The following is a 23,680-nucleotide window of genomic DNA, read 5'->3' as shown; positions in this document are numbered from 1 at the left end:
AGTTGAACCCTGCCTAGCGGCCTTCCCGAGTATCGGGACAAGCATTCTAACCAGCTGAACTACCACTCCAATATTTTTTTTCAAGTTGAACCCTGACTAGCGACATTCTCTGCTATCGGGACTGAAATTCTAAATAGAAGAACTATTATTTCGTGATATCTTGTTTTCCTCCTCGTTTGAAGTGATGCAAAGGTAGGTATTTCGGCATTTTCTGCAATACCTCCCCCAATAATTTTTTATCAATTGAATCTATCTTATTCTGATTCAGGGAAATAATTTTTTAGAAAAACTCTCTTGCCTTGATTTATACCAAAGGGTTTGTCACTGGAGGATAATCCTTATCTTTGTTCCTTTCAAAATTCACCAAAATGGTATTAGAATTCGAGAAACCCATTGTTGACCTAGAGCAGAAACTTCAAGAAATGAAGGATCTGGCCAAAGGCCGTAATATCGATTTAAGTTCAGATATTGAATCCCTGGAAGAAAAAATCCATGCTTTGAAAAAAGAAACATTTGAGAATTTGACGCGCTGGCAGCGAGTTCAACTATCTAGGCATGCCGATAGACCGTATGCATTGGATTATATCTACGAAATCACCAGTGACTTTGTAGAGCTTCATGGAGATAGAACTGTAAAAGATGACAAAGCCATGATTGGCGGACTCGGAGATATAGATGGCCGTACAGTCATGTTTATCGGACAGCAGAAAGGAAGAAACACCAAACAAAGACAGGAGAGAAACTTTGGGATGGCTAATCCTGAAGGTTATCGAAAAGCCCTTCGTTTGATGAAAATGGCTGAGAAGTTCGGAAAGCCCATTGTGACGTTGATAGATACGCCGGGAGCATTTCCAGGATTGGAAGCAGAAGAACGAGGACAAGGGGAAGCCATTGCTCGTAATCTTAAAGAGATGTTTATGCTCAAGGTCCCGGTCATTTGTATCATCATAGGTGAGGGCGCATCTGGTGGCGCTTTAGGCATTGCAATCGGTGATAAAGTCTTTATGTTAGAAAACACTTGGTATTCGGTGATTTCTCCAGAATCATGCTCTTCTATCCTATGGAGATCATGGGATTATAAAGAGCAGGCCGCCGAAGCCTTGAAGCTAACTGCAAAGGATATGAAAGGGAATGGATTGATTGATGATATTATTCCTGAGCCTTTGGGAGGTGCTCACAAAGATTTGAAAGGGATGGCTCAAACACTGAAGGAGGCCATTAAAACATCGCTCAAAGAACTGGATAAACTTAAGCCAGAAAAGCGAATTGATCAGCGAATTGATAAATTCTGCAAAATGGGAGTGGTAGTAGAATAAGTAAGCTACTGCTAGCTGAAAGTACACTCAGTTTCACTTCAAAATCAGAAGCAATCTTTTCATTGATGAGGTTGCTTTTGGTTTTTAAACCCTAGAAACCCAAAATGGAATTATATACTGTAAACACTGGATTTTTTAAGTTGGATGGTGGGGCTATGTTTGGCGTGGTGCCAAAGGTACTTTGGTCACGTACCAATCCTTCTGACGAGAATAACCTCTGTACTTGGGCTATGCGCTCTCTTTTGGCAGCGGATGGGGATAGGATAGTATTGATTGATAATGGCATAGGAGACAAGCAAGACGCAAAATTCTTTTCTCACTATTATCTGCATGGGGATGACTCTCTCAGAAGTTCCTTAAAGCAACTCGGTGTAGGTCTTCATCAGATTACTGATAATTTTCTTACCCATTTGCATTTTGACCATTGTGGAGGGGGAGTGAGTTATGGCTCGCACGGTCAATACGAAATGACTTTCTCAAGAGCCACTTATTGGTCAAACGAGGCGCATTGGGAATGGGCCACTGTACCTAACCCACGTGAAAAGGCCTCATTTCTTAAAGAAAACATTTTGCCCATGCATGAATTAGGTCAATTGAAATTTGTTGACCTTAAGTCAAAAAGCCTTTTTCCGGGTTTTGATTTTATCACCGTAGATGGACATACAGATAAGCAGATGTTACCCAAGATTCAGTATAAGGGCAAAACCTTGGTTTTTGTCGCTGATCTTTTGCCTTCAGTGGGGCATATCCCTATCGCATATGTGATGGGCTATGATACGCGTCCATTATTGACTATGGATGAAAAGGCGTCATTTTTAGAAGAGGCAGTAAGGGAGAATTACATTCTGTTCTTTGAGCATGATCCGGTGAATGAATGCTGTACTGTAAAAATGACCGAAAAGGGTATACGTGTGGACCAAACTTTCCGTCTCGATGAAATCTAAATTGAAAATAGGGGTAGCACTCTCAGGAGGAGGAGTCAGGGGAATTTCTCATTTAGGAGTCTTGCAGGCACTGAATGAATTGGGGATTTTTCCTACCAAAATCAGTGGAACATCTGCCGGCGCTATCGCGGGAGCTATGTATTGTCAAGGCTTTGCACCCAAAGAGATATTGAAGATCATAGTAGAAACTAATTACTTTAAATTCCTGAGGCCGGCTATTTCATTATCTGGAATTCTCAAAATGAGCAGTATCGAGAGTTTATTTCAAACTTATCTTCCTCACAATGATTTTGCAAAGCTTAAAACTCCACTTGCTGTGGCGGCTACAGATATCAATATAGGCAAGGCGATTTACTTTTCTGAAGGTGAATTGATCCTACCTATAATGGCTTCAAGTTGTATTCCCGGGATGTTTGAACCTATAAAAATAGGGGATAAGTATCTAGTCGATGGTGGAGTTTTGAATAATCTACCCGTAGAGCCGCTTGAAGGAGTTTGCGATTATGTCATCGGGGTCAATTGTAATCAGTTGCCTGAAGACAGTAATATTAAAAACATGAAAAATCTTATCGAGCGATCGGTAATCATGTCAATGAATTACAATGTGTACAGTAGAAAGTCTAAATGTGACTTTTTTATCGAAGCTCCTGGTTTAGGCAGATACGGTGTGTTTGATATTAAGAAAGCCTCTGAGCTATTCCAAGCGGGCTATGATCAAACGATGACTTATGCAGAAGAAAACCATTCCCTTTTAGAATTAAGTGAAACCAAAATATCCCAAGAGCCTGTATGATGAAGTTTCTTTCTAGAATTGTATTTTGGTTGAGTGGCTGGTCACTGAATGCAAATTGGCCAGAAGGTCTCAAAAAAGCAGTTTTAATAGCCATTCCACATACGTCTAATTGGGATCTTCTTTATGCCAGAGCGGCATTTTTCTTGATGGATATTCCGGTGAAGTTTACCATTAAAAATGAAGTAATGGTAGGGCCATTGGGCTGGTTGATCAAAGGACTGGGTGGAATAGCGATAGATCGTAAAAGGGTGCCCGGGGGGAGAAAGCAAACCTATACCGAAGCCATGACAGTTATGCTGAAGGAGTCCGATGAATTGGTGATTATGGTGACTCCCGAAGGAACTCGAAGCGCGGTTAAACGATGGAAATCAGGTTTTTATCACATTGCACTTGGAGCAGAGGTTCCTGTGGTGATTGGATACCTCGACTACAAAAAAAAGGAGGCCGGTATCGGTCCTTGTATCTATCCAAATGGCAATATGGAGGAGCAAATTGAGGAAATGAAGGAGTTTGGTAGGAGTATTACTCCCCGACATCCTGAAAAAGGAATTATCTAAAAAAATGGCTGATCCAGAAAAGATCAGCCATTTTTTAGGCTTTTTTAAAATCCATACTGACCGAATTGATGCAGTATCGAATCCCTCCTTGGTCTTTGGGACCGTCAGGAAACCTATGTCCCAAATGAGAACCGCATTGCCCACAGAGAATTTCCTCTCTAATCATGAAGTGACTGTAGTCCATCTTCACATCAATCGCATCCTTGGATAGAGGTTCTGTGAAGCTTGGCCAGCCACATCCACTGTCATATTTTTTCGAAGAGTGAAAAATCCCGTTTCCGCAGACTTTACATTCGTAGATGCCAGTGTCTTTGTTGAGGTAGTACTGTCCTGTAAATGGTCTCTCTGTACCTTTCTCACGTAAAACGTGATAGGATTCAGAATCAAGCTTTGCTTTTAATTCTTCTTCGGAAAATTGTTTGGAATATGTTTTCTTTTCTTGGTCTTTCATATTTAGGCTTTAACATTACAACCAGCAAAATCCAAGTAGAGTTTACTCAGGTTTTAGAATTAAGGGTTCTCCAGCGCTTTTGATGATGTCATTTCTATCCATGTATTGCCACCTATATTTTCCATTGGCAAAAAGATCTGCTTGGTCTTTATAATAGGGGCTAAATCGATTTCCACTTTGTCCAGTAGGGAGTACGGAGTAGGAGCGAGCAACATCAGCAAAGTCAATCAGAATTCTCATGGCAGGCCCACTTCTCACTCTGTAAATCCCCTCTCCATTGAGGTTAAATGCCAATTTATTGATTGACTCTTCATTTGCTGGCGTTGCTTGAGTTTTTACATTGAAGATTTTATCCAGTGGTTTTTTTGATCCGAGCGGATGTGGATGCTCGGCAATAATGGATTTTTCCCAGCGCCATTTGGTGATGTCATCACCGAATTGAGCCTTTAATTCCTGCAAAGTAATAGCTAAACTTTTTTTGAAGATATCCCCTTGACTCTCTTTTTCTAAGGTGTTCACATCATCCCACCATGGATTTTCTTCATTTTGAATAAAAAATGAAGTAGACCTGATCATCATAAAGGTGTTTAGATAGGCTTCAAGGGCTGCTTCTCCTATTTCATCTTCCATGCTGAGACGATAAATATGATAGATCAACTTGTAATAGATCGTAGGAGCAATTTCATTGACTTGATGATCACCCTTCCAGTTTTCCATGTACTTAAAAACAGCATCAAATTCCTCAAAATCACGTCGGTCTATTTGACCAACTATATACCTTAACGTCTCTGGACTTCGCTCATTTACGGTTTCGAGTTGAACATCTTTTAGATCATTAATTGTCCAGTCGTTTCGGCTTTCCAGGGCATCTGCTACTCGCTTCCACCGCTCTCCAGGATAATAATACCCTGGGAATAGTTTTCCATTAATAAGGGTATCGGGCTGATTATTTGCCGTAATGACATAGCCCGACACAGGATTGATACTCATTGGATTTTCGGTAAAAGGGTACCATTGGGATGGTAAAGTCTCGGGGTCAGAGCCATCTGCAAAAATTTTTGAATGAACTTTTTCAGACCGTATAGGCAGCTTAGCCGCTGCCCACCAAGCGATATTTCCAATTGAATCGCCATACATGATATTCAGTCCCGGGGCATGGATTAATTCTGCCGCTTGTGCTACTTCATGAATATCCTTTGCATGATTCATGCGATAGAGCGCTTCCAATGCCCTGTTTTTTTCATTTAAATATACCCACCAAGAGGCTACTGGATTAGAGGTAAGCGCTTCTATTTCGGGAACCACCCCGTTCATGACAGGGCCGTGAATGCTTTTTTTGATTTCTAGATTAACGGGCTCTTGGCCTTTGACAGTAATACTCTCATTTAGGATTTCAAAAGGCAGGTATTCCTCACCGTACTTATATGCGTTAGGATTCTGAGGGTCGAGTTCCAGTTCAAAAAAATCCTGATCGTCGTTTTCAAACATGGTCAGTCCGATACTGTGATGTCTGCTATGTCCTACAAGGCCGAAGGGCACTCCCGCCAAGTGATTGCCATAAAACTCAAATCCGGGATAAATCAGATGCGCTTCATACCATACTGAGGGTGAAGAAAAACCGATATGAGTATCATTGGCAAAAAGGACTTGGCCACTTTTACTTTTTTTTCCAGAAACCACCCATGAGTTGGAGCCCTCTAGCTCAGGGACAGGAAGTTTGTCCAAAAGAGAGATAAGAGAAGGTTTTGTTGTTTTTAATGGGGTTTTTATGGAATCTGGATAATGATTGGGGATAAAATGATGCTCCGGGAGCATTTCGACGGATAAAGCATTCAGGTAGTTATCGCCTAGTTTCCGGTGAATCAAAGTGACCAAAGGGTCTGTTTTTAGGGCGACAGCAAAAGTAAAAGACATATATCCCGTAATAGCATGGATGTCATTGATTGAAAAAGCCCTAGGCTTTTGTCCCAATAAGCGGTATTCGAGGGGTAAATTTCCATTTTCGATAAATTCATTGACACCAGAGATGTAGGCCTCGGTAGCTTCTCTCCAAGGGGTAGAATATTCTTCTTGGAGTTGAGCTGTAGTAATTGAAGCATATGCGGGAATTCCCAGCGTTCTAAAAAACCGATCAATGTCGACAAGCTCTTCTCCCAGTAGTTCAGCTAGTGTTCCTGTGCCTACTCTTCTCATCATTTCCATCTGAAACAGTCTATCCTGTGCATGTAAATAGCCCAAGGCATGATAGGTGTCTTTCTCATTTTGACCATAGATGTGGGGAATACCATGCTCATCAAAGTATACTTCCACAGAATTTTCAAGCCCTTGGATTTTGATTTTCCCTTCGTATTGAGGAGTATGAACGCTGATAAGAAGCAGTATTACCACTACTCCCAGAAGCAAAAAAACTCCGAAGGCTATTCCAATTTTTTTCATATGTCAATAATTTTTGAAAAGATAGCTTCTTCCCTAGAATTCTGAAATGACTTTTAGCCATTTTGAAGGGAGAAGACCAAAACCATGACATGGATCAATCTATGGGTAGGTTAATCTTAAAGTGGAAAAAAAGAGTCCCGAGCGCATAGCAGACTACATCCCAGAGATCCCTGATGTAATAGTCTGCTGTAGAAGGTAAATACCATTCAAAAACTACTGAAACATAAATCCAAGCTACCAGAAGTGGTGTTTTCTTAAAAACAAATTGATTCTTTTGAGGATGAATCCAGCGAAATACCTGGAGCGTAATGCCTAAAATAACAGGCATAGCCAACATATCGTCCAAGTAAGCATGAACCCATTGGATAAAAATCCCACTTACTTTTTCTAAATATTGATTGATCGTAAAAAGTAAAACCGGTATTAAGAAGTAGGGGTTTTTTAGGACAGTCATCAACCTGGGAGAGCTGCAATTAACCAGAGGATAAAAGAAATGATTGCCATGAAAATTGTGTAGAAAAAATTACCTACTTTTTTTAGCCCTACAACTATTGAGGAGTCATTTTCATGGATGTTAAAAAGCCAATCTTCCTCATTCTTCAGTTTGTCTTTTTCTCTTTTCTCCTGGTTTTCTAAATCTTTGCCTCCAAGCGTCTGACCACAATGCTCACAACGATCGGTGACATTCATTTCCCAGTTTGACCATTTTCCACAGTGTGGACATTTTTTCTGTCCCATAATTCAAAAATTGGTTTTAAGTAGTTTCTTCAATAGCCTGAAGTACAATAGCTATAGCTTTTCTTATTTCTTCCTCCGTGATGGTCAGAGGAGGTGCCACCCTCATGGCATCATCACAAAAAAGAAACCAATCGGTGATCACTCCAAGTTCAATCGCTCTATCTATGATGGGCTTTACCACTTCGAATGACTCAAATTCTACAGCCATCATAAGTCCTTTGTTTCGAATACTTTTTATTTTAGGGTGGACGAGTAACTTCTTTATCAATACTGCTTTGCTTTCTACCTGCTCAATGAGCTTTTCCTCTTGTAGAACGTTTATCGTGGCCAAACTTGCGGCAGCACTTACTGGATGACCGCCGAAAGTAGTGATATGACCCAATAAAGGATTGTCTTTGAAAGCAGCCATTACGGCTTGGTTTGCGACGAAAGCTCCGATAGGCATTCCTCCGCCCATTCCTTTGGCACAGACCACCATGTCGGGAACGATCTCAAAGTGCTCAAATGCCCAAAATTTCCCTGTTCTACCAAAACCTGCCTGAATTTCATCCAAAATCAAAAGTGCGCCTACTTCATCGCATCGTTTACGTAAGGCTTGAAAATATTCTTTGCAGGCTATACGGATTCCAGCTTCTCCTTGGATGGTTTCTATGATTACTGCTGCCGTAGAGTGATCGATTTTATTTAGATCTGCAAAGCCTCCATAAACGATGTTGCTCACGCCCGGAACCAAGGGCCTGTAGGCTCTTTTGAAGACTTCATTTCCCCCAATACTTAATGCACCATGCGAACTACCATGATAAGCATTGACGCAGGAGACAAGATTGGGCCTGCCGGTGTGCCTTTTTGCCAGCTTGATTGCTCCTTCTATAGCTTCCGATCCGCTATTGACGAGATAGACATTATCAAGGTAGTCGGGTAAAGTATCTACCAAGGCTTTGGCAAGTTTGGTCTGAGGGCTTTGCACATACTCGCCGTAGACCATCAGATGCAGGTAGTGATCCAGTTGATTTTGAATAGCAGTCAAAACCTTTGGATGTCGATGTCCGACATTACTCACGCCAATGCCTGAGATCAGGTCGATATATTCTTTATTTTCAGGTCCAAAAAGGTAAACTCCCTCTGCCTTTTCGATCTCTATGAGGAGTGGAAAATCAGTAGTCTGTGCTAAATGAGACAGAAATAATTGTCGGTTGTTCATGATTTGAATTCAGTTCAAAAACTCGAAAAACGAAAGAAGACACCTAAAGGCAGCTTTTTTTCGAATCGGTCTTGCAAATAAAGTTCTCCGTGCTCGGCATTTGGGACTTGCCCAAAATTGGATTTGATCAAGTTGACGGCAATCAGTGAGGAGAAGCTCAGAGAATACATGTTTAGCAAAAGCAAACGATGTGTAGGATCGAGTATTTCCGCACAGGTTTTCAACATTTCATTGATTTGTTCTTCGAGGACCCACTTCTCACCATCAGGGCCTCGGCCGTAGGCAGGCGGATCTAATACAATTGCCTGATAAATATTGCCACGTCTAGCCTCACGCTTAATGAATTTCATAGCATCGTCTATAATCCAGCGAATATTATCGAGCCCAGAAGATTCCATGTTGTGTCTTGACCAAGTAACAACTTGCTTAACGGAATCCAAGTGAGTGACTTCTGCACCAGCGGCCCGTGCCGCTACTGAAGCCGCGCCTGTATAGGCAAAAAGATTAAGGACTTTAGGATTTTTGACTGGAGATTTTTTCAGGCTATGGTATAAATAATCCCAATTGACGGCCTGCTCTGGGAACAATCCGATATGCTTAAATGAGGTTTGAGCAAGATTGAGCTTTAGGTTGAGTCCCTCTTCATTTTGATAGCTAATTGACCAATTGTGAGGCATATTTTTCAATTGCTCCCAATTTCCTTTTTCCGGGTTGTTTTTTTCTTTTGAGAAATGGGCATGAGCCATTTTTTTCCATTCCGAATCAGGAAGGCTTTTGTCCCAAATGGCTTGTGGCTCAGGTCGGCTTAAAATAAATTCTCCAAATCGCTCTAATTTTTCAAAACCTCCGGTGTCAATTAATTCATAATCTTTCCAGGGACCGGGACTGAGAGACAAAATTGTTTCGTTCATGCTTGGGTGATATTTCCATCACAAAAATAAGTAAATTATCAGCAACCCAACTTTGACAAGGTTTCTTCGCTTTTGCTCCAGAGTTTTTGTGCCAAGGATACCGATTGAGCAAGTTGGGAAGTTTTCTTTGGCTTTTTGCGGACATAATAGGCCCCATTTTGTAGACCCTCCAGGGGAGTTTTGATCAGATGAATGGTGGTTTCAGCGCCTTTTCGAGGAGATATGAAGAATATCTGAGTGGCTCGGATAATCGCTTTGCTGATAGGGTCGGTCTCGGCTCCAAATGCTGTTTTTACTGCACCGGGATGTAGGGAATAAGATTGGTATCCTTGACTTGTGAGATACTTTGATGCTAGAATATTGTAAAGCTTTACTGCTCCATAGGCTGTAATGGTACTGCTGTAGTTATCCAGCATAAGGTCATTCAGGTCCAAGCCAGGAATCCGATGGGCTTCCGAACTCACGTAGATGATTTTAGAAGTTTTCTTGGAGAGGGTTGGTAAAAGAGCTTTGGTCAGTGCCATTGGGCCAAGATGATTAACAGCAAATGTCATGTCTAGTCCTTCAGCCGTTTTTTTTCCTCCGGGAAACATTCCTCCTGCATTATTGATCAAAACATCAATTTGGGGATGATTTGACTTTATTTCTGCTGCTACTTCATGGGTTTTCTTAATATTACTGAGGTCAAATTGGTATATTTTTAAGCGATCCTGATTAGGGAGTTTTTGGAATAGCTCCTCGGCCTTTTGGATGTTGCGAACTGGCAATATCCATTGATCGGCATGATGATAGAGTGTTTTTAGCGTTTCCCATCCGATTCCGGAGGTACTGCCTGTGAGTAGGATTGTCATAGGTGTTTTATTACTTAGACTCAAAAAGTACTCTCTTGGTTTTCAGTTAGCTGGCATTTGCTAGAAATAGATAATCTAAATAAATGCTGGGAATTTGTAGTTTTGGACTTAGTTTGATGCAAATTCCGAAGGGAAATCCACTGCATATTTTCGTAATTGATCCATGTCAAAAAAATACATTGATATAGAAAAGGCAATTGCCTCAAAAAACCCTAAGCTGCTCAAATGGCTTCCGGGTTTTGCAATTTCTTATATCAAAAAAGTCACCCACGAGACTTGGATCAATGAAGTGATGAATAAAATAGGTCATCTGAAAGGGCTGGAGTTTGTCAATGCCGTGATTGAAGAGTTTGGTATGGAAGTGGAGTTGATTGGAGAGGAAAAGATCCCACTTAGCGGGGGCTTTATTGTGGCTTCCAACCATCCTTTGGGGGGCTTAGACGGAATAGCCCTGATGTATGCGATAGGTAGGATAAGGCCCGATATAAGGTTTTTGGTCAATGACTTATTGATGGCTTTTGAAAATTTTCAGCCTATTTTCGTCCCGGTCAATAAACATGGCAAGAATTCATTCAAAGCGCTTGACACGATAGATGAAGTATTTGCCAAAGATTTTGCTGTACTCTTGTTTCCAGCAGGATTAGTCTCGAGAAAATCGGAAAACGGTATTCAGGACCTGGTATGGAAAAAAAGCTTTATCACCAAGGCTAAAAAGTATGGAAAAGAAATTTTACCTTGTTTTATTAAAGGTCGAAATTCAAAATTCTTCTATAATCTGGCTAGCTGGAGAAAAAAAATTGGGGTAAAAGCTAATATTGAAATGTTTTATCTGGCTGATGAGATGTATAAGCAAAAAGGCCAAAAAGTAAGGATTAGACTGGGTGATTGCATCCGACCTGAACAACTTGACTCAAGTAAATCCGATTTGCAATGGGCAGCTTTTGTCAAGAAAAAAGTATATGAATTAGAAATGGAAAATGAATAAGTTGGAAGAAATCATTCCTGCTGTGGACCGGAGATTACTAAAGTCAGAATTGACTGAGGCACGTTTTCTTCGGTATACCAATAATGGAAACAATCTAGTTTTTTTGGTCAATCAACACAATTCCCCCCATACCTTGCGGGAGATCGGTAGATTAAGAGAACTGACTTTCCGAGCAGCGGGAGGTGGTACGGGTATGGCACTGGACCTTGACGAAAATGACACAGGTGATATTTGTTACGATCAGCTGATCACTTGGAATCCGGAAGATGAGGAGATTGTCGCGGGATACCGATTGATTCACTGCCAAAAAGCAATGGACCCTGAAGGTAGAATCAATTTGTCCACTACCCATCTATTTGATTTTTCCGATGAATTTATAAAAAACTACATCCCCTATACGATCGAATTGGGAAGGTCATTTGTACAACCCAAATATCAACCCAGCATTGACAATAGAAAGGGGATCTTTAGCTTGGATAATCTATGGGACGGCTTAGGCGCAGTTGTTTTACTCAGCCCGGAGATCAAATATCTTTTCGGTAAAGTGACCATGTATCCACATTTTAATCGAGAAGCTAGGGACTTTTTACTACTTTTTATGACTTATTATTTTCCCGACAAAAAGTCGCTTGTCAGACCGAAAAAAGAGTTGGAGCTGGATTTTGAAACAGATATCAATATGGAGCAAAATCCTTTTGAAAACCTGGAATACAAAGAAGGATACAAGTTGCTTAATAGTAAAGTCAGAAGCTATGGGGAGAATATTCCTCCATTGATCAATACATACATGAATCTATCTCCGACCATGATGACCTTTGGGACGGCACTGAATGATGAATTTGGAGCAGTAGAGGAGACAGGAATATTGATCACTTTGGAGGATATCTACGAGACCAAAAAGCATAGGCACATGGATACCTTTGAACGAGATAGAAAATTTGGAAGTAGAAATGTCTGATAAAAAAACGCTGATCGTAGGCGCCACTACCAACCCTAGTCGCTATGCTTATTATGCCGCATCGATGTTTTCTGAGCGAGACATGGAATTTGTACCGATTGGGATCAAAAAAGGACAGGTGTTTGGGAGGGAAATCCTTGACCTGAAAGAGCAGCCCCCATTGAAAGGCATTCATACGATAACCCTCTACATCGGGCCACAGCATCAAGAGGAATGGATCGACTATCTTTTATCGCTCAAGCCAAAGCGAATTATTTTTAATCCAGGAACAGAAAACCCTGATTTTTTCAGAAGAGCTAAAGATCAAGGAGTAGAAGTGGTCCCCGCCTGTAATCTTGTTATGCTGAGTACGGGTCAGTTTTAGAAATTTTTCGAAAAAACCTATCCATATAAATGATATGGGGAAAGGAAATCACGGAGATCATAATAAAAAATAGAAGAGTCAGTTCAGCCACCTCAAGGCTCCTAAGCCCAAAGAAGAGGATCAAGACAATTCCAACAACGCTAATTAGGCTAAATGGGAGTAATTGGGCTATAAATTTTTTAAGGCTGGAGTAAGCAGGGAATTTTGACAAATACGTATACTCACTGATCATACTAGGCAAGGAATGCCAAAAGCCAAAATAAACCGCAAAACTGATAAACAAAGGGCTGTAATACAGTAATATAGGTAATAACGTAAGTTCTAAAATATCCGATTTCTTGAAAGATACATGGCCAAGAAATTGAGAAAATAGAATGGCTAGGAGAAAGAAAAGAATAATGTGAAATTGGAAATTTTCTAAAAATCCGATAGAAACAATAGAGCTTAGAATGAATTGGGTCTCCTCAAAGCTTCCAAAAAGTATCACACTCAAGAAAAAAGAACCTTTGCTCAAATATAAAAGAAACTCCTTCCAAGTCGCTGTATCGGTTTGTTGCAAATAATGTGTCTGTCCAAAGTGATAGGCTGAAAAAAGTAGGAAAATAACAAGCGCGAATAAGGGAAATAAGTACCAAATGCCCGAATAAACGACGATAAGTGATAGGTAAATCGAAAGAAATTTTGAAAATGACTTTTTCGAAAGCTTAGGATCGGAAGTTAGGTGGTCAATGGCACCGTGAGGAATTCCAATCGACAGCAAAATTCCACCAAAAATAATAAACTCAGTCATCGGACTGTTGATGCCCGTGAGGATAAAGAAAAGACAAAGAGCTAGTCCTAAAATCTTAGAATAAAATTCAGCGTTTTTCATAATGAATCAAGCTTTTTATGAAAATGCCATAGTTCAATCTATAAAGTACTTGGATATCCTCCCACCATGAAGTCTTTTCGCTGAGAAAGCGAAAGAGTTGGTCTGTAGGTGTTTTTCTAAACAAATCCTTGAAGAGCTTGACTAGCTCATGCGGCCATTTATGAGCGATATTTAGCAAAATGTTGTCATAAAATGTAAACCTTCTAGACTGCGAACTTAGCGGCAAAGGCGCTCCTTGGCTCAGATGATCAACAATCTTGATAGACTCTTCTTGGATTCTTTGAAAGGTGTAGCCCGTAGAGGCTTTGGTCCATCCAGCCCTAGTGCCGATAGGATAAATATATTTGCTAGCCTTAGGCTGATTTATTTTGGTTGTCATGGGGATCACTCCCGTTTCTCTGAAAGTGACAGTGTAGGTCGCCCCAGGGAATTTACTTTCTATGTAGCTTTGGACTTGTTTTTCCAGACTGGCTTTTGATACACTAGATTTTGAGTATACAGTATATTCAATAAGTGCTTTATTTTCCTGAAAGGGGAGGAGATAGAAGAAATCAAAATCGGAGGAGTCAGAATGATTCCATTCCATCAGGGTGATAGAATTTTTGTCAAAAACAGGAAAGTCAGTCTCGATAACCCATCCTGCAAAGATTTGCTTTAATACGTCCGGTTGATCAAAACTTTCATCAGAAATCCTAGAGTCAAAAACCTGCTTAGAAATATATTGCTTTCCATCGCCGCAGCTTACTTGCGCAAGATTTCCTTTTTCAACTATATCTACTACCTCTGAAGCAAGTAGCTCAATATTAGATTTATTTGCGATTTTGCTCATTACCATTTCAAAAAAGTGGAAAGAATCTAAATGGTAATAATTTAAGTTTGACATTGAAAAGTTTTCCTCAAGGTCGGGAGAGGATAGCTTGATATTTTTCCAAGAATAAGAGGCTAATTTTGGGTGAATAGCCAGCGGCTTCTCTGCCCAGTAGCACCAAGTTTTGGAGGGAATTTGACCTGCTTTGGGATCAATTAACAGTATTTTTGAATCCTTCAGCGAACTCTCTAAAATGTAATACACCATGCTCAAAGTTGCGCATCCGGCTCCTGCGAATATGAAGTCGTATTCTTTCATGGTGAAAAAAAGGGACACCCCTTGAGATGTCCCTATTTTAAATTAAGCGGTAGCTGTTTTGTTTTTGTTAGATTCAGAGATTGCTACTGTGTAGATAACCAATCCGAATCCGATCTTGTTGATAGCATCAGCAAGGTTGTAGAATAAGTCAATAGAACTCACTTCGAAAGCACCTGACAATAAGTTGCCTGGAAGTACCATGTATCCAATTGGATAAATTGACCATCCTAGAGTGATGAAAATTTTCAAAAGGAACATTGCTCTACCAAGTGCAGGGCTGTTTGAACCTTTAGCAAGTTTTGCTACATCTCCAGCAAATACTTCATAAACGATGTAGAGGTAACCTACAGTAGAAAGAACTCCCCAGAAGATATTGCTATCAATTCCTGAAGTCTCTCCGATGTAGCCCGTAACTAACATCAATAAAGAAGCTACAATCAACTTGAATAAAGTAGAACCTTTTGCTCCGAATGGCTTTGTCAAAAGATAGAACTCCACACACATCAAAGGAACTGTCAAGGTCCAATCCACATACCGAAATGCTGTAGGACTGGAACCCGTCTGAAGATAGAAGTCTCGCATGTAGTAGTAGTGAACTGCTGCGATACCTGTAATCAAACCGGAAACCAATAAGGAGGTCTTCCATTTACCATCTACTGACCCTCTTTCTACGAAAAAGAAGACTGCAGATGCAAACATAGCCATGTACCCGATAAAGAAGGTGATGGCGACTGGATCAGAATTAATGATTCGGTCCAAGCCGACTAATTCTGCTGCTAAGGTGAAATTCATGAGTGTTTAAGGTTAATTGTGAATGGATTAATTTTGACATCTAAATAGAATCAGAATAATATTTGTTTAATTAATTGAACCAAAAAATAAACAAAAAGTGAAAAGCTGTTAAAAAACAGGTATGTACGTCTATTTTATGTCGATAATCTGTTATGATTAATTTTGGTAAATTTTTAAAACGTAGAAGAAAATTTGGAATATCGAGACGAGTACATGCGTGAAAATTGATTCAATTCTGATAGAGTTATTCTCGTTTGAGTCACTTTTTTTGATTAACTTGCCGAATCATTAAAAATAACAAAATCACCGTTTCAGCCCGATTTAAAGGGCTTTTTTCCAACAAATATGAGCGAAGAAAAAGCGAAGAATCCATCAGAATACGGCGCTGGTAATATCCAAGTTCTCGAAGGTCTGGAAGCTGTAAGAAAGCGACCGGCCATGTACATCGGAGATGTGGGGGTCAAAGGTCTTCACCATTTGATTTGGGAGGTAGTTGATAATTCCATCGATGAGGCACTAGCAGGTCACTGTGATACGATCCACGTGACAGTAAATGAAGATAATTCGATCACTGTAGAGGATAATGGTCGTGGGATTCCCACCGACATGCATGAGAAAGAAAAGCGTTCAGCTTTGGAAGTAGTTTTAACGGTTCTTCATGCTGGAGGTAAGTTTGACAAGGATACCTACAAAGTTTCTGGAGGTCTTCATGGGGTTGGTGTATCCTGTGTAAATGCACTTTCTACAGATCTAAAAGCCACTGTTTATCGTAATGGTGTCATTACAGAGCAGGAGTTTAAAATAGGTGTACCTCAGTATCCTGCGAGGGAGATAGGTAAGACTGATAAGCGCGGAACTAGTATCCATTTCAAGCCTGATGCAAGTATTTTTGCCATTACAGAGTTTAAATACGAAACCATTGCCAATAGGCTGAGAGAAATGGCTTTTTTGAATGCCGGAATCAGAATTCATCTCAAAGACCTTCGGGAGATTGAGGATGATGGAAATCCTAAGTCGGACGAATTTTTCTCAGAAGGAGGCTTAGTTGAGTTTGTTCAGTACTTAGACGAAACTAGAGAGAAAATAATCGCAGAACCGATTTACATTGAGTCTCTTGATCAAGATGTTCCAGTTCAAGTAGCGATGAACTATAACAGTTCTTACACCGAAAATGTAGTTTCTTATGTAAACACGATTAATACCTACGAAGGTGGGTCTCATGTCACTGGTTTTCGTAGAGCCCTTACGCGTACTTTAAAGTCCTATGCTGATAAATCCGGCATGTTGGACAAGCTAAAAATAGAAGTGTCGGGAGATGATTTCCGTGAAGGGCTGACTGCAGTCATTTCTGTAAAAGTAGCTGAGCCTCAATTTGAAGGACAGACGAAAACCAAACTTGGAAACTCGGATGTGGTGGGAGCGGTGGATTCGGCCGTATCCGAAACCTTACAATCTTGGCTAGAGGAGCATCCTCGCGAGGCAAAAACCATAGTAGGTAAAGTCATTTTGGCTGCCCAAGCCCGTCACGCTGCCAGAAAAGCGAGAGAAATGGTGCAGCGGAAAAATGTACTCGGAGGAGGAGGCTTGCCCGGTAAGCTTGCCGATTGTGCTAATAGTGATCCCACCGTATGTGAACTTTACCTTGTGGAAGGGGACTCAGCAGGTGGCTCTGCCAAACAAGGTCGTGATAGAGACTTTCAAGCAATTCTTCCGCTCAAAGGAAAAATTCTAAACGTAGAAAAGGCTCATGAGCATAAAATCTACGATAATGACGAAATCAAAAACATACTCACAGCCTTAGGAGTTAAATTCGGGACTGTCAATGACGACAAAGAGCTTGATTTATCCGGTCTGCGTTATCACAAGATTATCATTATGACGGATGCGGATATTGACGGATCACATATTCGTACCTTGATTCTTACCTTGTTTTTCAGGTATATGCGTAGCCTGATCGAAAATGGCTACGTGTACATTGCACTTCCACCGCTTTATCTCTTGAAGAAAGGCAAAGATGAAAGGTATTGCTGGACTGAAGAAGAGCGAAAGGAACTTGTCAAAGAAATGGCCAAAGATGGAAAAGAGGATTCTGTGGGAATTCAGAGGTACAAAGGTCTCGGGGAAATGAACCCTGAGCAGCTTTGGACCACCACCATGGATCCAAATATGAGAACTATTAAACAGGTCAATATAGACTCAGCGGCAGAAGCAGATCATCTTTTCAGCATGTTGATGGGTGATGAAGTAGCTCCGAGGAGGGAATTTATCGAGAAAAATGCCAAATACGCTAAAATCGATACCTAATCATCAAAAAAGGGGCTTTCGGCCCCTTTTTTTACCTTAAAATTAAATGGGAGAAGAGTCTTGAGGGAATGGGCAAATCATCTGAAAATTTTGGACAAATGAAACTTGAAGTAGGCGACAGATATGATTCGGTAATTCACAATAGTGACTTAGTCAGCAGAGATTTAAGCTGGCTAAAATTTAATGAGCGCGTTTTGGATCAGGCAAAAAAAGCCCACCGAACCGTTTTTGAAAAATTGAAGTTTTTAGCCATCACTGCATCCAATCTGGATGAGTTTTTTATGATTCGCGTCGGTTCATTGTATAATTACCTAGACTATGACAAAGAGCGGATTGATTATTCGGGCTTAAGAGAAGAGCCTTTCAAATCAAGATTGATGAAAGATTGTCAGATTTTTCACCAAGATCAACACGATCATTTTACCAAAAATATTCTTCCCCAACTATCAGAAGAGGGTACTATTCTGTGCAACACATCCAAGCTTTCTACAGAAGAGCAGGAGAAGGTCAAGCAGTATTTTCAAAGGGCTATATACCCTATGCTGACTCCAATGGTGTATGATGGCTATCGTACCTTTCCAATTTTGATGAATAAGTTACTGATCTTTGGAGTAGTTACAACTAGTCCAGGTGAGCGAAAGGACATGCGAAAGCTCAGTTTTGTTCAAATTCCTGCAAATATTCCGCGATTTTTTGAAGTGGAAAGAGAGGATGCTTTACTGCTTATCCCTATTGAGGAAGTGATCCGAGAAAATATCGTCTCGCTCTTTAGAAATGTAGAAATCGAAGGGGTCAGCTTATTTAGAATCACTAGAAATGGTGATTTTACGCTCGAAGAAAGTGAAGATATGGATGCCAACTTCCTGGAAGAAGTAAAGAGAAAACTCATGGAGCGAAAAACTGGGCGGGTTGTTCGAATTGAGATTGAAGAAGGGTATAGTAAATGGATGTTAAATTCTCTTTTGGAGCGCTGGAATTTGAAAATGGATTCTGTTTTTCTGGTGAAGAGAAGTAGTATGATTGATTTTACGGGACTATGGCAAATAGTGGGGAACAAGAAGTTCAGAGATCGTCTGCCTCAGATTCCGGAGCCTGTTAAGCCTTTGTCATACCAAGAAGAGGGTAGGGCGGAAATATTTGAAATTTTGAAGGAAAAAGACATTCTCCTTCATCATCCCTATAATAACATTGATTCCATTCTTGACCTGATCGAAAAAGCAGCAGAAGATCCCGATGTGATGGCCATTAAAATGACCATCTATCGATTGGCAAAGGAAAGTAGAATCACAAGAGCCCTCCTCAAAGCAGCAGAGAATGGCAAACACGTTTCTGTGCTTTTTGAAGTGAAAGCTCGCTTTGATGAGGAGAATAATATCAGAGAAGCTAAGAAACTTCAGAAAGCAGGTTGCTTCGTTATTTATGGTATTACCCACCTTAAGACACATACCAAACTGCTCTTGATCGTAAGAAAAGACAGTAATGAAATCACGCGCTATGTTCATTTGGGTTCAGGAAACTACAATGAAGATACGGCTAGACTCTATACAGACATCGGATTGATGACAACCAATGAAGTATTGGCAAATGATGTGTCCGAATTTTTCAATGTAATCACAGGTCATAGCATGCCTAGTCAGTATAAAAATCTGATCACTGCTCCTCGTGATATGCGAAATCAACTGATCGAGTACATCGAGCAAGAAGCAGAGAACTCCAGAAATGGTTTGCCAAGCGGGATTTTTATCAAAGTCAATTCACTGGAGGATTCAGAAATCATCTATGCATTGTACAGAGCTTCTCAATCCGGGGTTACGGTCAAGCTGATCATCCGTGGGATTTGTTGTTTACGTCCTGGACGTCAGGGATTGAGTGAAAATATTGAGGTAATTTCTATCGTTGGAGACTTTTTGGAGCATTCGAGGATATACCATTTCCATAATAATGGTGAAACACGTACCTATGCTGGAAGTGCGGATATGATGGTGAGGAGTTTTGATAAGAGATTGGAGTCCTTGTTTAAGGTAGAAGCCCCACTGCTAGAGAAGCAACTCATGAATATTTTGGCCTATAACCTGAAAGATAATGCCAATGCCTATGTCATGCAGGAAGACGGTTCTTACTTAGCTAAAAGTCCCAAAGAAGGCGAAGAAGTCTTTAATGTCCACAAGGAGTTTTTTAATCTTGACCCTGAAAAAGTAAGCCAAGTCCAACTCCTTGGTTGAGAAGTAAACACTTAAGACAATGAAAAAGGCTGAGTCATGAAACTCAGCCTTTTTGTTACTTTTTCTTAGCTCCGACAGCTATCAAAACTACGCCAGCTATCAATACTATTCCTCCAGCGTAGGTAGGCCATTCTACGGAACGCTCTTTGTCAGCGTTGACCTGAATAGGTCCTGCATCAATTACCGTCTCTTCAGTCGTGAAACTAATGCTCGTCATGAGTAGCATGATGATACCAATCACCACTAGTACAATTCCAAAAATTTTCATAGAACAAGGGTTTGTTGAGTAAATCTGTTTATCCAATATAAGCATTATTAGAATGGATAAAGAATAGGGATCAGCCAAATAGCTAATATCCAGAAGATAATATTCAAAGGTGTGCCTACGATTAAGTAGTCTTTAAATTTGTAATTACCAGGATTATAAATCATCGTATTAGTCTGATAACCCATTGGAGTCATAAAGCTCAAGCTAGCCGCAAAGGTGACCGCCATTAAAAAAGGCCGACTTTCTACCCCGATGTTTTCGGCGATGCTGATCGCGATAGGGGCTAGTATAGCAGCGGTAGCATTATTTGACATGATATTGGTCAAAAGAAAAGTTAATCCAAATACGCCCCCAAGGACTGCTCTTGGTCCATATTCTTCAAGGTTATCAGTAATTAAAGCGCCTAGATAGGTAGCTCCTCCCGTTTTCTCCAGCGCTGCCCCCATGGATAAAACCCCTGCAAGCATAAAAATCACTTTCCAATCGATGGCTTCATAAGCTTCCTTGGGTTCGAGTGATTTGAAAAGAATTAAAACCACTGCTCCTGCGACGGCGGATAAAGCGATAGGTAAAATAGACAAAGCAGAAAGCCCGATGATTCCGATTAAAATCAAGACAGTGAGGACGCTCTGAAATGTATGAGTCGACTGCGATTCAGAAGCGGATAGGAGCAGGAGGTTTTTTGATTGGTCTATGGAGTATATACTTTCTTCTGATGCACGGAGTAGGAGTATATCTCCGGGGTTCAATTGTGCTTTCTTGGTTAAAGTATCCATTAGGCCGCTTCGGTGTCGAATTCCGATGACCACTACTCCAGGATGTAAATTTCTAAAATTGATGGAATTGATTTTCCTATTGATCAAATTTGACTGGGGAGTCACCATCGCCTCATAGATGTTTTCTTCCTCATCAGTTAGGTTTTCATGGCTCCACTCTAGCTCGGATTTGATGGAAATACCTTCCGTACTATCTAGTTTTTCGATAACACTTTTTTCACAGGTAATGCGAATGACATCACCTTCCTGTACACTGGTATTGGGATAGACTTTTATTTTTTGTCCAGAACTTCGAATGATTTGAATCGCCTCAACTCCTAACGAATTGAAGACTTTTTGTTTGAAAACAGGTTCGTTGAGTTGTTCGTAGTCTTCATCTATAGAAATTTCACTGAGGTATTTCCCTAGATTGCTACTGTCACTTATCCCTTCTTTTGCCTTACGATTGGGAATCAACCATTTTCCAATCAGGAGGATATAAACGATCCCTACGGCAAAGAAAACCAAACCTCCTTTTGACATTTCGAAGATACCAAACTCTGGAAGCCCCTCTCGTTCTGCAATCCCACTGACTAGCATGTTGGTAGAAGTCCCCAAAAGGGTACAGACACCACCCATTAGCGCTCCAAATGAAAGGGGAATCAATAATCGTGAGGGAGGGATATCTTTCTTTTTCCCTAATTGGATGACCGCAGGCATCAGAAGTGCTACCACTGCGGTATCATTGATAAAAGCCGAAAGAATACCTGCTATGAGCATGAGGCTAAGCGTCAAGGCAAAATAGCCTTTGTCAGCCTGCTTGGTCATGATCGATATGAATTTGTCTAGTAGACCGGTTTTGAGAATAGCCGAAGAAACCACAAACATCGCAGCTATCGTGATCGTGGCATAATTAGAAAATCCGGCAAAGCCTTCTTTCAAATCCAATATTCCAGTAATTATCAAAGTCACCATAATTAAAATGCTGACTGTATCAATAGAAAATCGCTCTGAAAAAAATAAGAGCATTGATACTCCAATTATGCTAAAAACTAAACCGATTTCGAAGGTCATTAATTTACATTTTATGGTATTTGCCCTGCCTCAATTTGCGGCGGACTTTAAAGTAATTAAAAAAGCCTACAAACAATAAAGCAGCTGAAAGTCCTAAAGATAAGTAGCCGAGCTCACTGATATGTTCTAAGTTTTTCACTTCAAATAGGGCAGTACCACTGACGAGAAAGTAGAGTGAAGTTCGAATATAAGATAATAATGTCCGATCATTGGCCAAGGTAGTTCTTTGACGTGCTAAAAAATCCCGAACAATTAATTCATTTTCAAAGTCCTTTTCCATATTTGTAAAATTAATTTTACTTCAAATTTAGCATTCTATTTTATGAAAAGACTATTTACTATCTGTCTATTGCTTTTGACCTGGCAGTTTTCCTATGCACAGGATTCTGCTTCTCAAGACACTACTTTCTGGCTTAAAGAAATTGGTGGTGGCTTGAATTTCAATCAGGGTTCTTTTAGTGGCAACTGGAAAGGTGGTGGCGTGAACTCCATCGCATTGGGTATCTACCTGAATGGTAGAGCAAATTACCAAAAAGAAAATTGGACATGGGATAATACTATGGACTTCATCTATGGGGTAGTCAAAAACCAAGACGAAGATGCCAGAAAATCCAATGATAGGCTTTTGTTAGATTCAAAAGTAGGGTATAAGGTTTCAGAAAATTGGAACGTTTTCGGCTCTTTAAATTTTCTGACTCAGTTTGCCCCTGGTTACAACTTTGCAGATGGAAATAGAACATTGATTTCCAAGTTTGCTAATCCGGCTTATTTTACCACTGCAATAGGCATGGAATACAAGCCCAACAATGAATTTCTCCTTCGTCTTTCTCCTTTTTCTCCACGTTTAACTTTTGTTACAGATACCAATTTGTATTTGAACGTTCCTGAAAATTATGGGGTGCCTATCGGGGAGAAAGTTAGAACCGAGTGGCTGGCATTTAGCTCCTTGCTAGAATGGAATAAGAGGCTCTCAGAAAATGTCACATTGCTTATTCGACATCAGCTCTATGCAAATTATGAAACGCTCAGTATCCGAGAGATTGACCATCGCATAGACTTCACACTTACTGCCAAAGTCTCTAACCTGATCAATGTATCATTGACTAGTTTGAGCATATATGATTTTGACCAAGACGATAAAGTACAATTTAGCCAAGGACTAGCTTTAGGAATTGCATTTAAGGCAAGTAGCTTTCCTAAGGACTAAATAAAATTAAGCAAATTTTTATTTTGTATTTTGTTTTGTTCAGAATTGTATTATTTTTGAATTCATTGTGGTAGTTAAATAATAGTTGGTTTAGTTTTCAAATAAAGGGCAGGAGATTTTCTCCTGCTTTTTTACTTTATACCCGGAATAGTTCAATTTTTTCAAATAAACAGTCTAATTTTTAATAAAGACAGCTACCTGACTTTTCTTCATCCAGCTAATACAGGTCTTGGATAAATCCAAAATTTCCTCTAAATGCCAAGTGTAGGTTTTTGCATTTTATCCTATCATATAATTTCCAAATATGGCTATTCCTTGACTTGAAAATTTAGAGATCTAACCATTCTATTAGGGAACGGGGAGGGCTTTTAAATTAAAGGAAAGAGAATCAGAAATAGGGCTACAAAAAGTAGTGCAAGAAGAAAATTTCTTTTTTACTAACGCAAAAAAAAAGCCCAGACAGTCGTCTGAGCTTTGGTGCACTCGGAAGGATTCGAACCCTCAACCCTCGGAGCCGAAATCCGATATTCTATCCAGTTGAACTACGAGTGCCTAT

23 protein-coding genes and 1 tRNA gene are annotated in these 23,680 nt (G+C 40.2%); 10 read left to right on the top strand and 14 right to left on the bottom strand.

Translation table 11 applies throughout. From position 1 onward, the window contains the following. The first annotated feature begins 368 nt into the window (after positions 1-368). The 4 genes from BLQ57_RS15000 to BLQ57_RS14985 all read left to right on the top strand — a co-directional run bounded on the left by BLQ57_RS15000 (position 369) and on the right by BLQ57_RS14985 (position 3,610). Entirely contained in the window at positions 369-1,316 is a 948-nt protein-coding gene (locus BLQ57_RS15000; RefSeq protein ID WP_087940278.1) for an acetyl-CoA carboxylase carboxyltransferase subunit alpha, read from the top strand. Positions 1,317-1,420: 104 nt separating this feature from the next. Then, positions 1,421-2,260, top strand: a complete 840-nt coding sequence (locus BLQ57_RS14995) for an MBL fold metallo-hydrolase (protein ID WP_087940279.1) — start codon at positions 1,421-1,423, stop codon at positions 2,258-2,260. Further along, on the top strand, positions 2,250-3,053 hold the full coding sequence (locus tag BLQ57_RS14990) for a patatin-like phospholipase family protein (RefSeq protein WP_087940280.1): 804 nt from the start codon (positions 2,250-2,252) through the stop codon (positions 3,051-3,053). Before BLQ57_RS14995 ends, BLQ57_RS14990 begins: the two co-directional genes overlap by 11 nt. Beyond that, positions 3,050-3,610: a 1-acyl-sn-glycerol-3-phosphate acyltransferase gene (locus BLQ57_RS14985; protein WP_087940281.1), complete on the top strand. Its 561-nt coding sequence runs from the start codon at positions 3,050-3,052 to the stop codon at positions 3,608-3,610. The genes BLQ57_RS14990 and BLQ57_RS14985 overlap by 4 nt, the downstream gene beginning before the upstream one ends. 34 nt (positions 3,611-3,644) lie before the next feature. Here the strand turns inward: BLQ57_RS14985 and msrB are convergent, their stop codons facing one another. The 7 genes from msrB to BLQ57_RS14950 all read right to left on the bottom strand — a co-directional run bounded on the left by msrB (position 3,645) and on the right by BLQ57_RS14950 (position 10,198). After that, positions 3,645-4,061: a peptide-methionine (R)-S-oxide reductase MsrB gene (gene msrB / locus BLQ57_RS14980; RefSeq protein ID WP_087940282.1), complete on the bottom strand. Its 417-nt coding sequence runs from the start codon at positions 4,059-4,061 to the stop codon at positions 3,645-3,647. A gap of 42 nt (positions 4,062-4,103) precedes the next feature. Further along, complete coding sequence (locus BLQ57_RS14975; protein ID WP_087940283.1) at positions 4,104-6,497, bottom strand: penicillin acylase family protein; 2,394 nt, start codon at positions 6,495-6,497, stop codon at positions 4,104-4,106. A gap of 94 nt (positions 6,498-6,591) precedes the next feature. Beyond that, complete coding sequence (locus tag BLQ57_RS14970; RefSeq protein WP_087940284.1) at positions 6,592-6,951, bottom strand: magnesium citrate secondary transporter; 360 nt, start codon at positions 6,949-6,951, stop codon at positions 6,592-6,594. Then, the gene (locus BLQ57_RS14965; RefSeq protein WP_087940285.1) at positions 6,951-7,235 is read right to left on the bottom strand and encodes a hypothetical protein; all 285 of its coding nucleotides are present in this window, start codon (positions 7,233-7,235) and stop codon (positions 6,951-6,953) included. Before BLQ57_RS14965 ends, BLQ57_RS14970 begins: the two co-directional genes overlap by 1 nt. 16 nt (positions 7,236-7,251) lie before the next feature. Continuing rightward, positions 7,252-8,436, bottom strand: coding sequence for an aspartate aminotransferase family protein (locus BLQ57_RS14960; RefSeq protein ID WP_087940286.1), 1,185 nt, complete (start codon positions 8,434-8,436; stop codon positions 7,252-7,254). A gap of 14 nt (positions 8,437-8,450) precedes the next feature. Next, positions 8,451-9,347 (bottom strand): class I SAM-dependent methyltransferase, encoded by an 897-nt coding sequence (locus tag BLQ57_RS14955; RefSeq protein ID WP_087940287.1) that lies wholly within the window; start codon positions 9,345-9,347, stop codon positions 8,451-8,453. A 38-nt stretch (positions 9,348-9,385) separates the two neighbouring features. Beyond that, positions 9,386-10,198: an SDR family NAD(P)-dependent oxidoreductase gene (locus BLQ57_RS14950; RefSeq protein WP_087940288.1), complete on the bottom strand. Its 813-nt coding sequence runs from the start codon at positions 10,196-10,198 to the stop codon at positions 9,386-9,388. Between the two features lie 163 nt (positions 10,199-10,361). Between BLQ57_RS14950 and BLQ57_RS14945 the strand changes: the two genes are divergently transcribed. Genes BLQ57_RS14945 through BLQ57_RS14935 form a run of 3 tightly spaced genes read left to right on the top strand, consistent with a single transcriptional unit; the run spans position 10,362 to position 12,505 of the window. Beyond that, a complete protein-coding gene (locus BLQ57_RS14945; protein WP_087940289.1) occupies positions 10,362-11,183 on the top strand; it encodes a lyso-glycine lipid O-acyltransferase GlsA in 822 nt (273 codons plus the stop codon). Position 11,184: 1 nt separating this feature from the next. Continuing rightward, on the top strand, positions 11,185-12,141 hold the full coding sequence (locus BLQ57_RS14940; protein ID WP_087940323.1) for a glycine N(alpha)-acyltransferase GlsB: 957 nt from the start codon (positions 11,185-11,187) through the stop codon (positions 12,139-12,141). Next, entirely contained in the window at positions 12,134-12,505 is a 372-nt protein-coding gene (locus tag BLQ57_RS14935) for a CoA-binding protein (protein ID WP_087940290.1), read from the top strand. The genes BLQ57_RS14940 and BLQ57_RS14935 overlap by 8 nt, the downstream gene beginning before the upstream one ends. Here BLQ57_RS14935 and BLQ57_RS21705 read toward each other — a convergent pair. The 3 genes from BLQ57_RS21705 to BLQ57_RS14920 form a co-directional block, all read right to left on the bottom strand. Further along, positions 12,480-13,295: a Brp/Blh family beta-carotene 15,15'-dioxygenase gene (locus BLQ57_RS21705; protein WP_394331273.1), complete on the bottom strand. Its 816-nt coding sequence runs from the start codon at positions 13,293-13,295 to the stop codon at positions 12,480-12,482. The two genes, BLQ57_RS14935 and BLQ57_RS21705, sit on opposite strands and share 26 nt — an antisense overlap. 67 nt (positions 13,296-13,362) lie before the next feature. Then, entirely contained in the window at positions 13,363-14,502 is a 1,140-nt protein-coding gene (locus BLQ57_RS14925) for a lycopene cyclase family protein (protein ID WP_087940292.1), read from the bottom strand. A gap of 42 nt (positions 14,503-14,544) precedes the next feature. Beyond that, on the bottom strand, positions 14,545-15,294 hold the full coding sequence (locus BLQ57_RS14920) for a bacteriorhodopsin (RefSeq protein WP_087940293.1): 750 nt from the start codon (positions 15,292-15,294) through the stop codon (positions 14,545-14,547). Between the two features lie 345 nt (positions 15,295-15,639). Between BLQ57_RS14920 and gyrB the strand changes: the two genes are divergently transcribed. After that, positions 15,640-17,598 (top strand): DNA topoisomerase (ATP-hydrolyzing) subunit B, encoded by a 1,959-nt coding sequence (gyrB, locus tag BLQ57_RS14915; RefSeq protein ID WP_087940294.1) that lies wholly within the window; start codon positions 15,640-15,642, stop codon positions 17,596-17,598. Between the two features lie 98 nt (positions 17,599-17,696). Then, positions 17,697-19,820 (top strand): polyphosphate kinase 1, encoded by a 2,124-nt coding sequence (gene ppk1 / locus BLQ57_RS14910; RefSeq protein WP_087940324.1) that lies wholly within the window; start codon positions 17,697-17,699, stop codon positions 19,818-19,820. A gap of 55 nt (positions 19,821-19,875) precedes the next feature. Here the strand turns inward: ppk1 and BLQ57_RS14905 are convergent, their stop codons facing one another. The 3 genes from BLQ57_RS14905 to BLQ57_RS14895 are packed head-to-tail and all read right to left on the bottom strand — an operon-like array spanning position 19,876 to position 22,197. Next, positions 19,876-20,088: a hypothetical protein gene (locus BLQ57_RS14905; protein ID WP_087940325.1), complete on the bottom strand. Its 213-nt coding sequence runs from the start codon at positions 20,086-20,088 to the stop codon at positions 19,876-19,878. A 47-nt stretch (positions 20,089-20,135) separates the two neighbouring features. Then, on the bottom strand, positions 20,136-21,872 hold the full coding sequence (locus BLQ57_RS14900) for an SLC13 family permease (RefSeq protein ID WP_240507834.1): 1,737 nt from the start codon (positions 21,870-21,872) through the stop codon (positions 20,136-20,138). 49 nt (positions 21,873-21,921) lie between these two features. Further along, on the bottom strand, positions 21,922-22,197 hold the full coding sequence (locus BLQ57_RS14895) for a DUF202 domain-containing protein (RefSeq protein WP_087940296.1): 276 nt from the start codon (positions 22,195-22,197) through the stop codon (positions 21,922-21,924). A 42-nt stretch (positions 22,198-22,239) separates the two neighbouring features. Here BLQ57_RS14895 and BLQ57_RS14890 point away from each other — a divergent pair, with 42 nt between their 5' ends. Next, positions 22,240-23,124: a DUF3078 domain-containing protein gene (locus BLQ57_RS14890; RefSeq protein ID WP_087940297.1), complete on the top strand. Its 885-nt coding sequence runs from the start codon at positions 22,240-22,242 to the stop codon at positions 23,122-23,124. 475 nt (positions 23,125-23,599) lie between these two features. On the opposite strand, the gene BLQ57_RS14885 is transcribed toward BLQ57_RS14890, so the two are convergent. After that, positions 23,600-23,676 (bottom strand) — tRNA-Arg (locus tag BLQ57_RS14885). Between the last annotated feature and the right edge of the window lie 4 nt (positions 23,677-23,680).

The sequence above is a fragment of the Algoriphagus faecimaris genome, from assembly GCF_900101705.1.
Classification (GTDB): Bacteria; Bacteroidota; Bacteroidia; order Cytophagales; family Cyclobacteriaceae; genus Algoriphagus; species Algoriphagus faecimaris.
The sequence above is the reverse complement of the archived record's forward strand: the minus strand, read 5'-3'. Positions and strand labels throughout refer to the sequence as shown.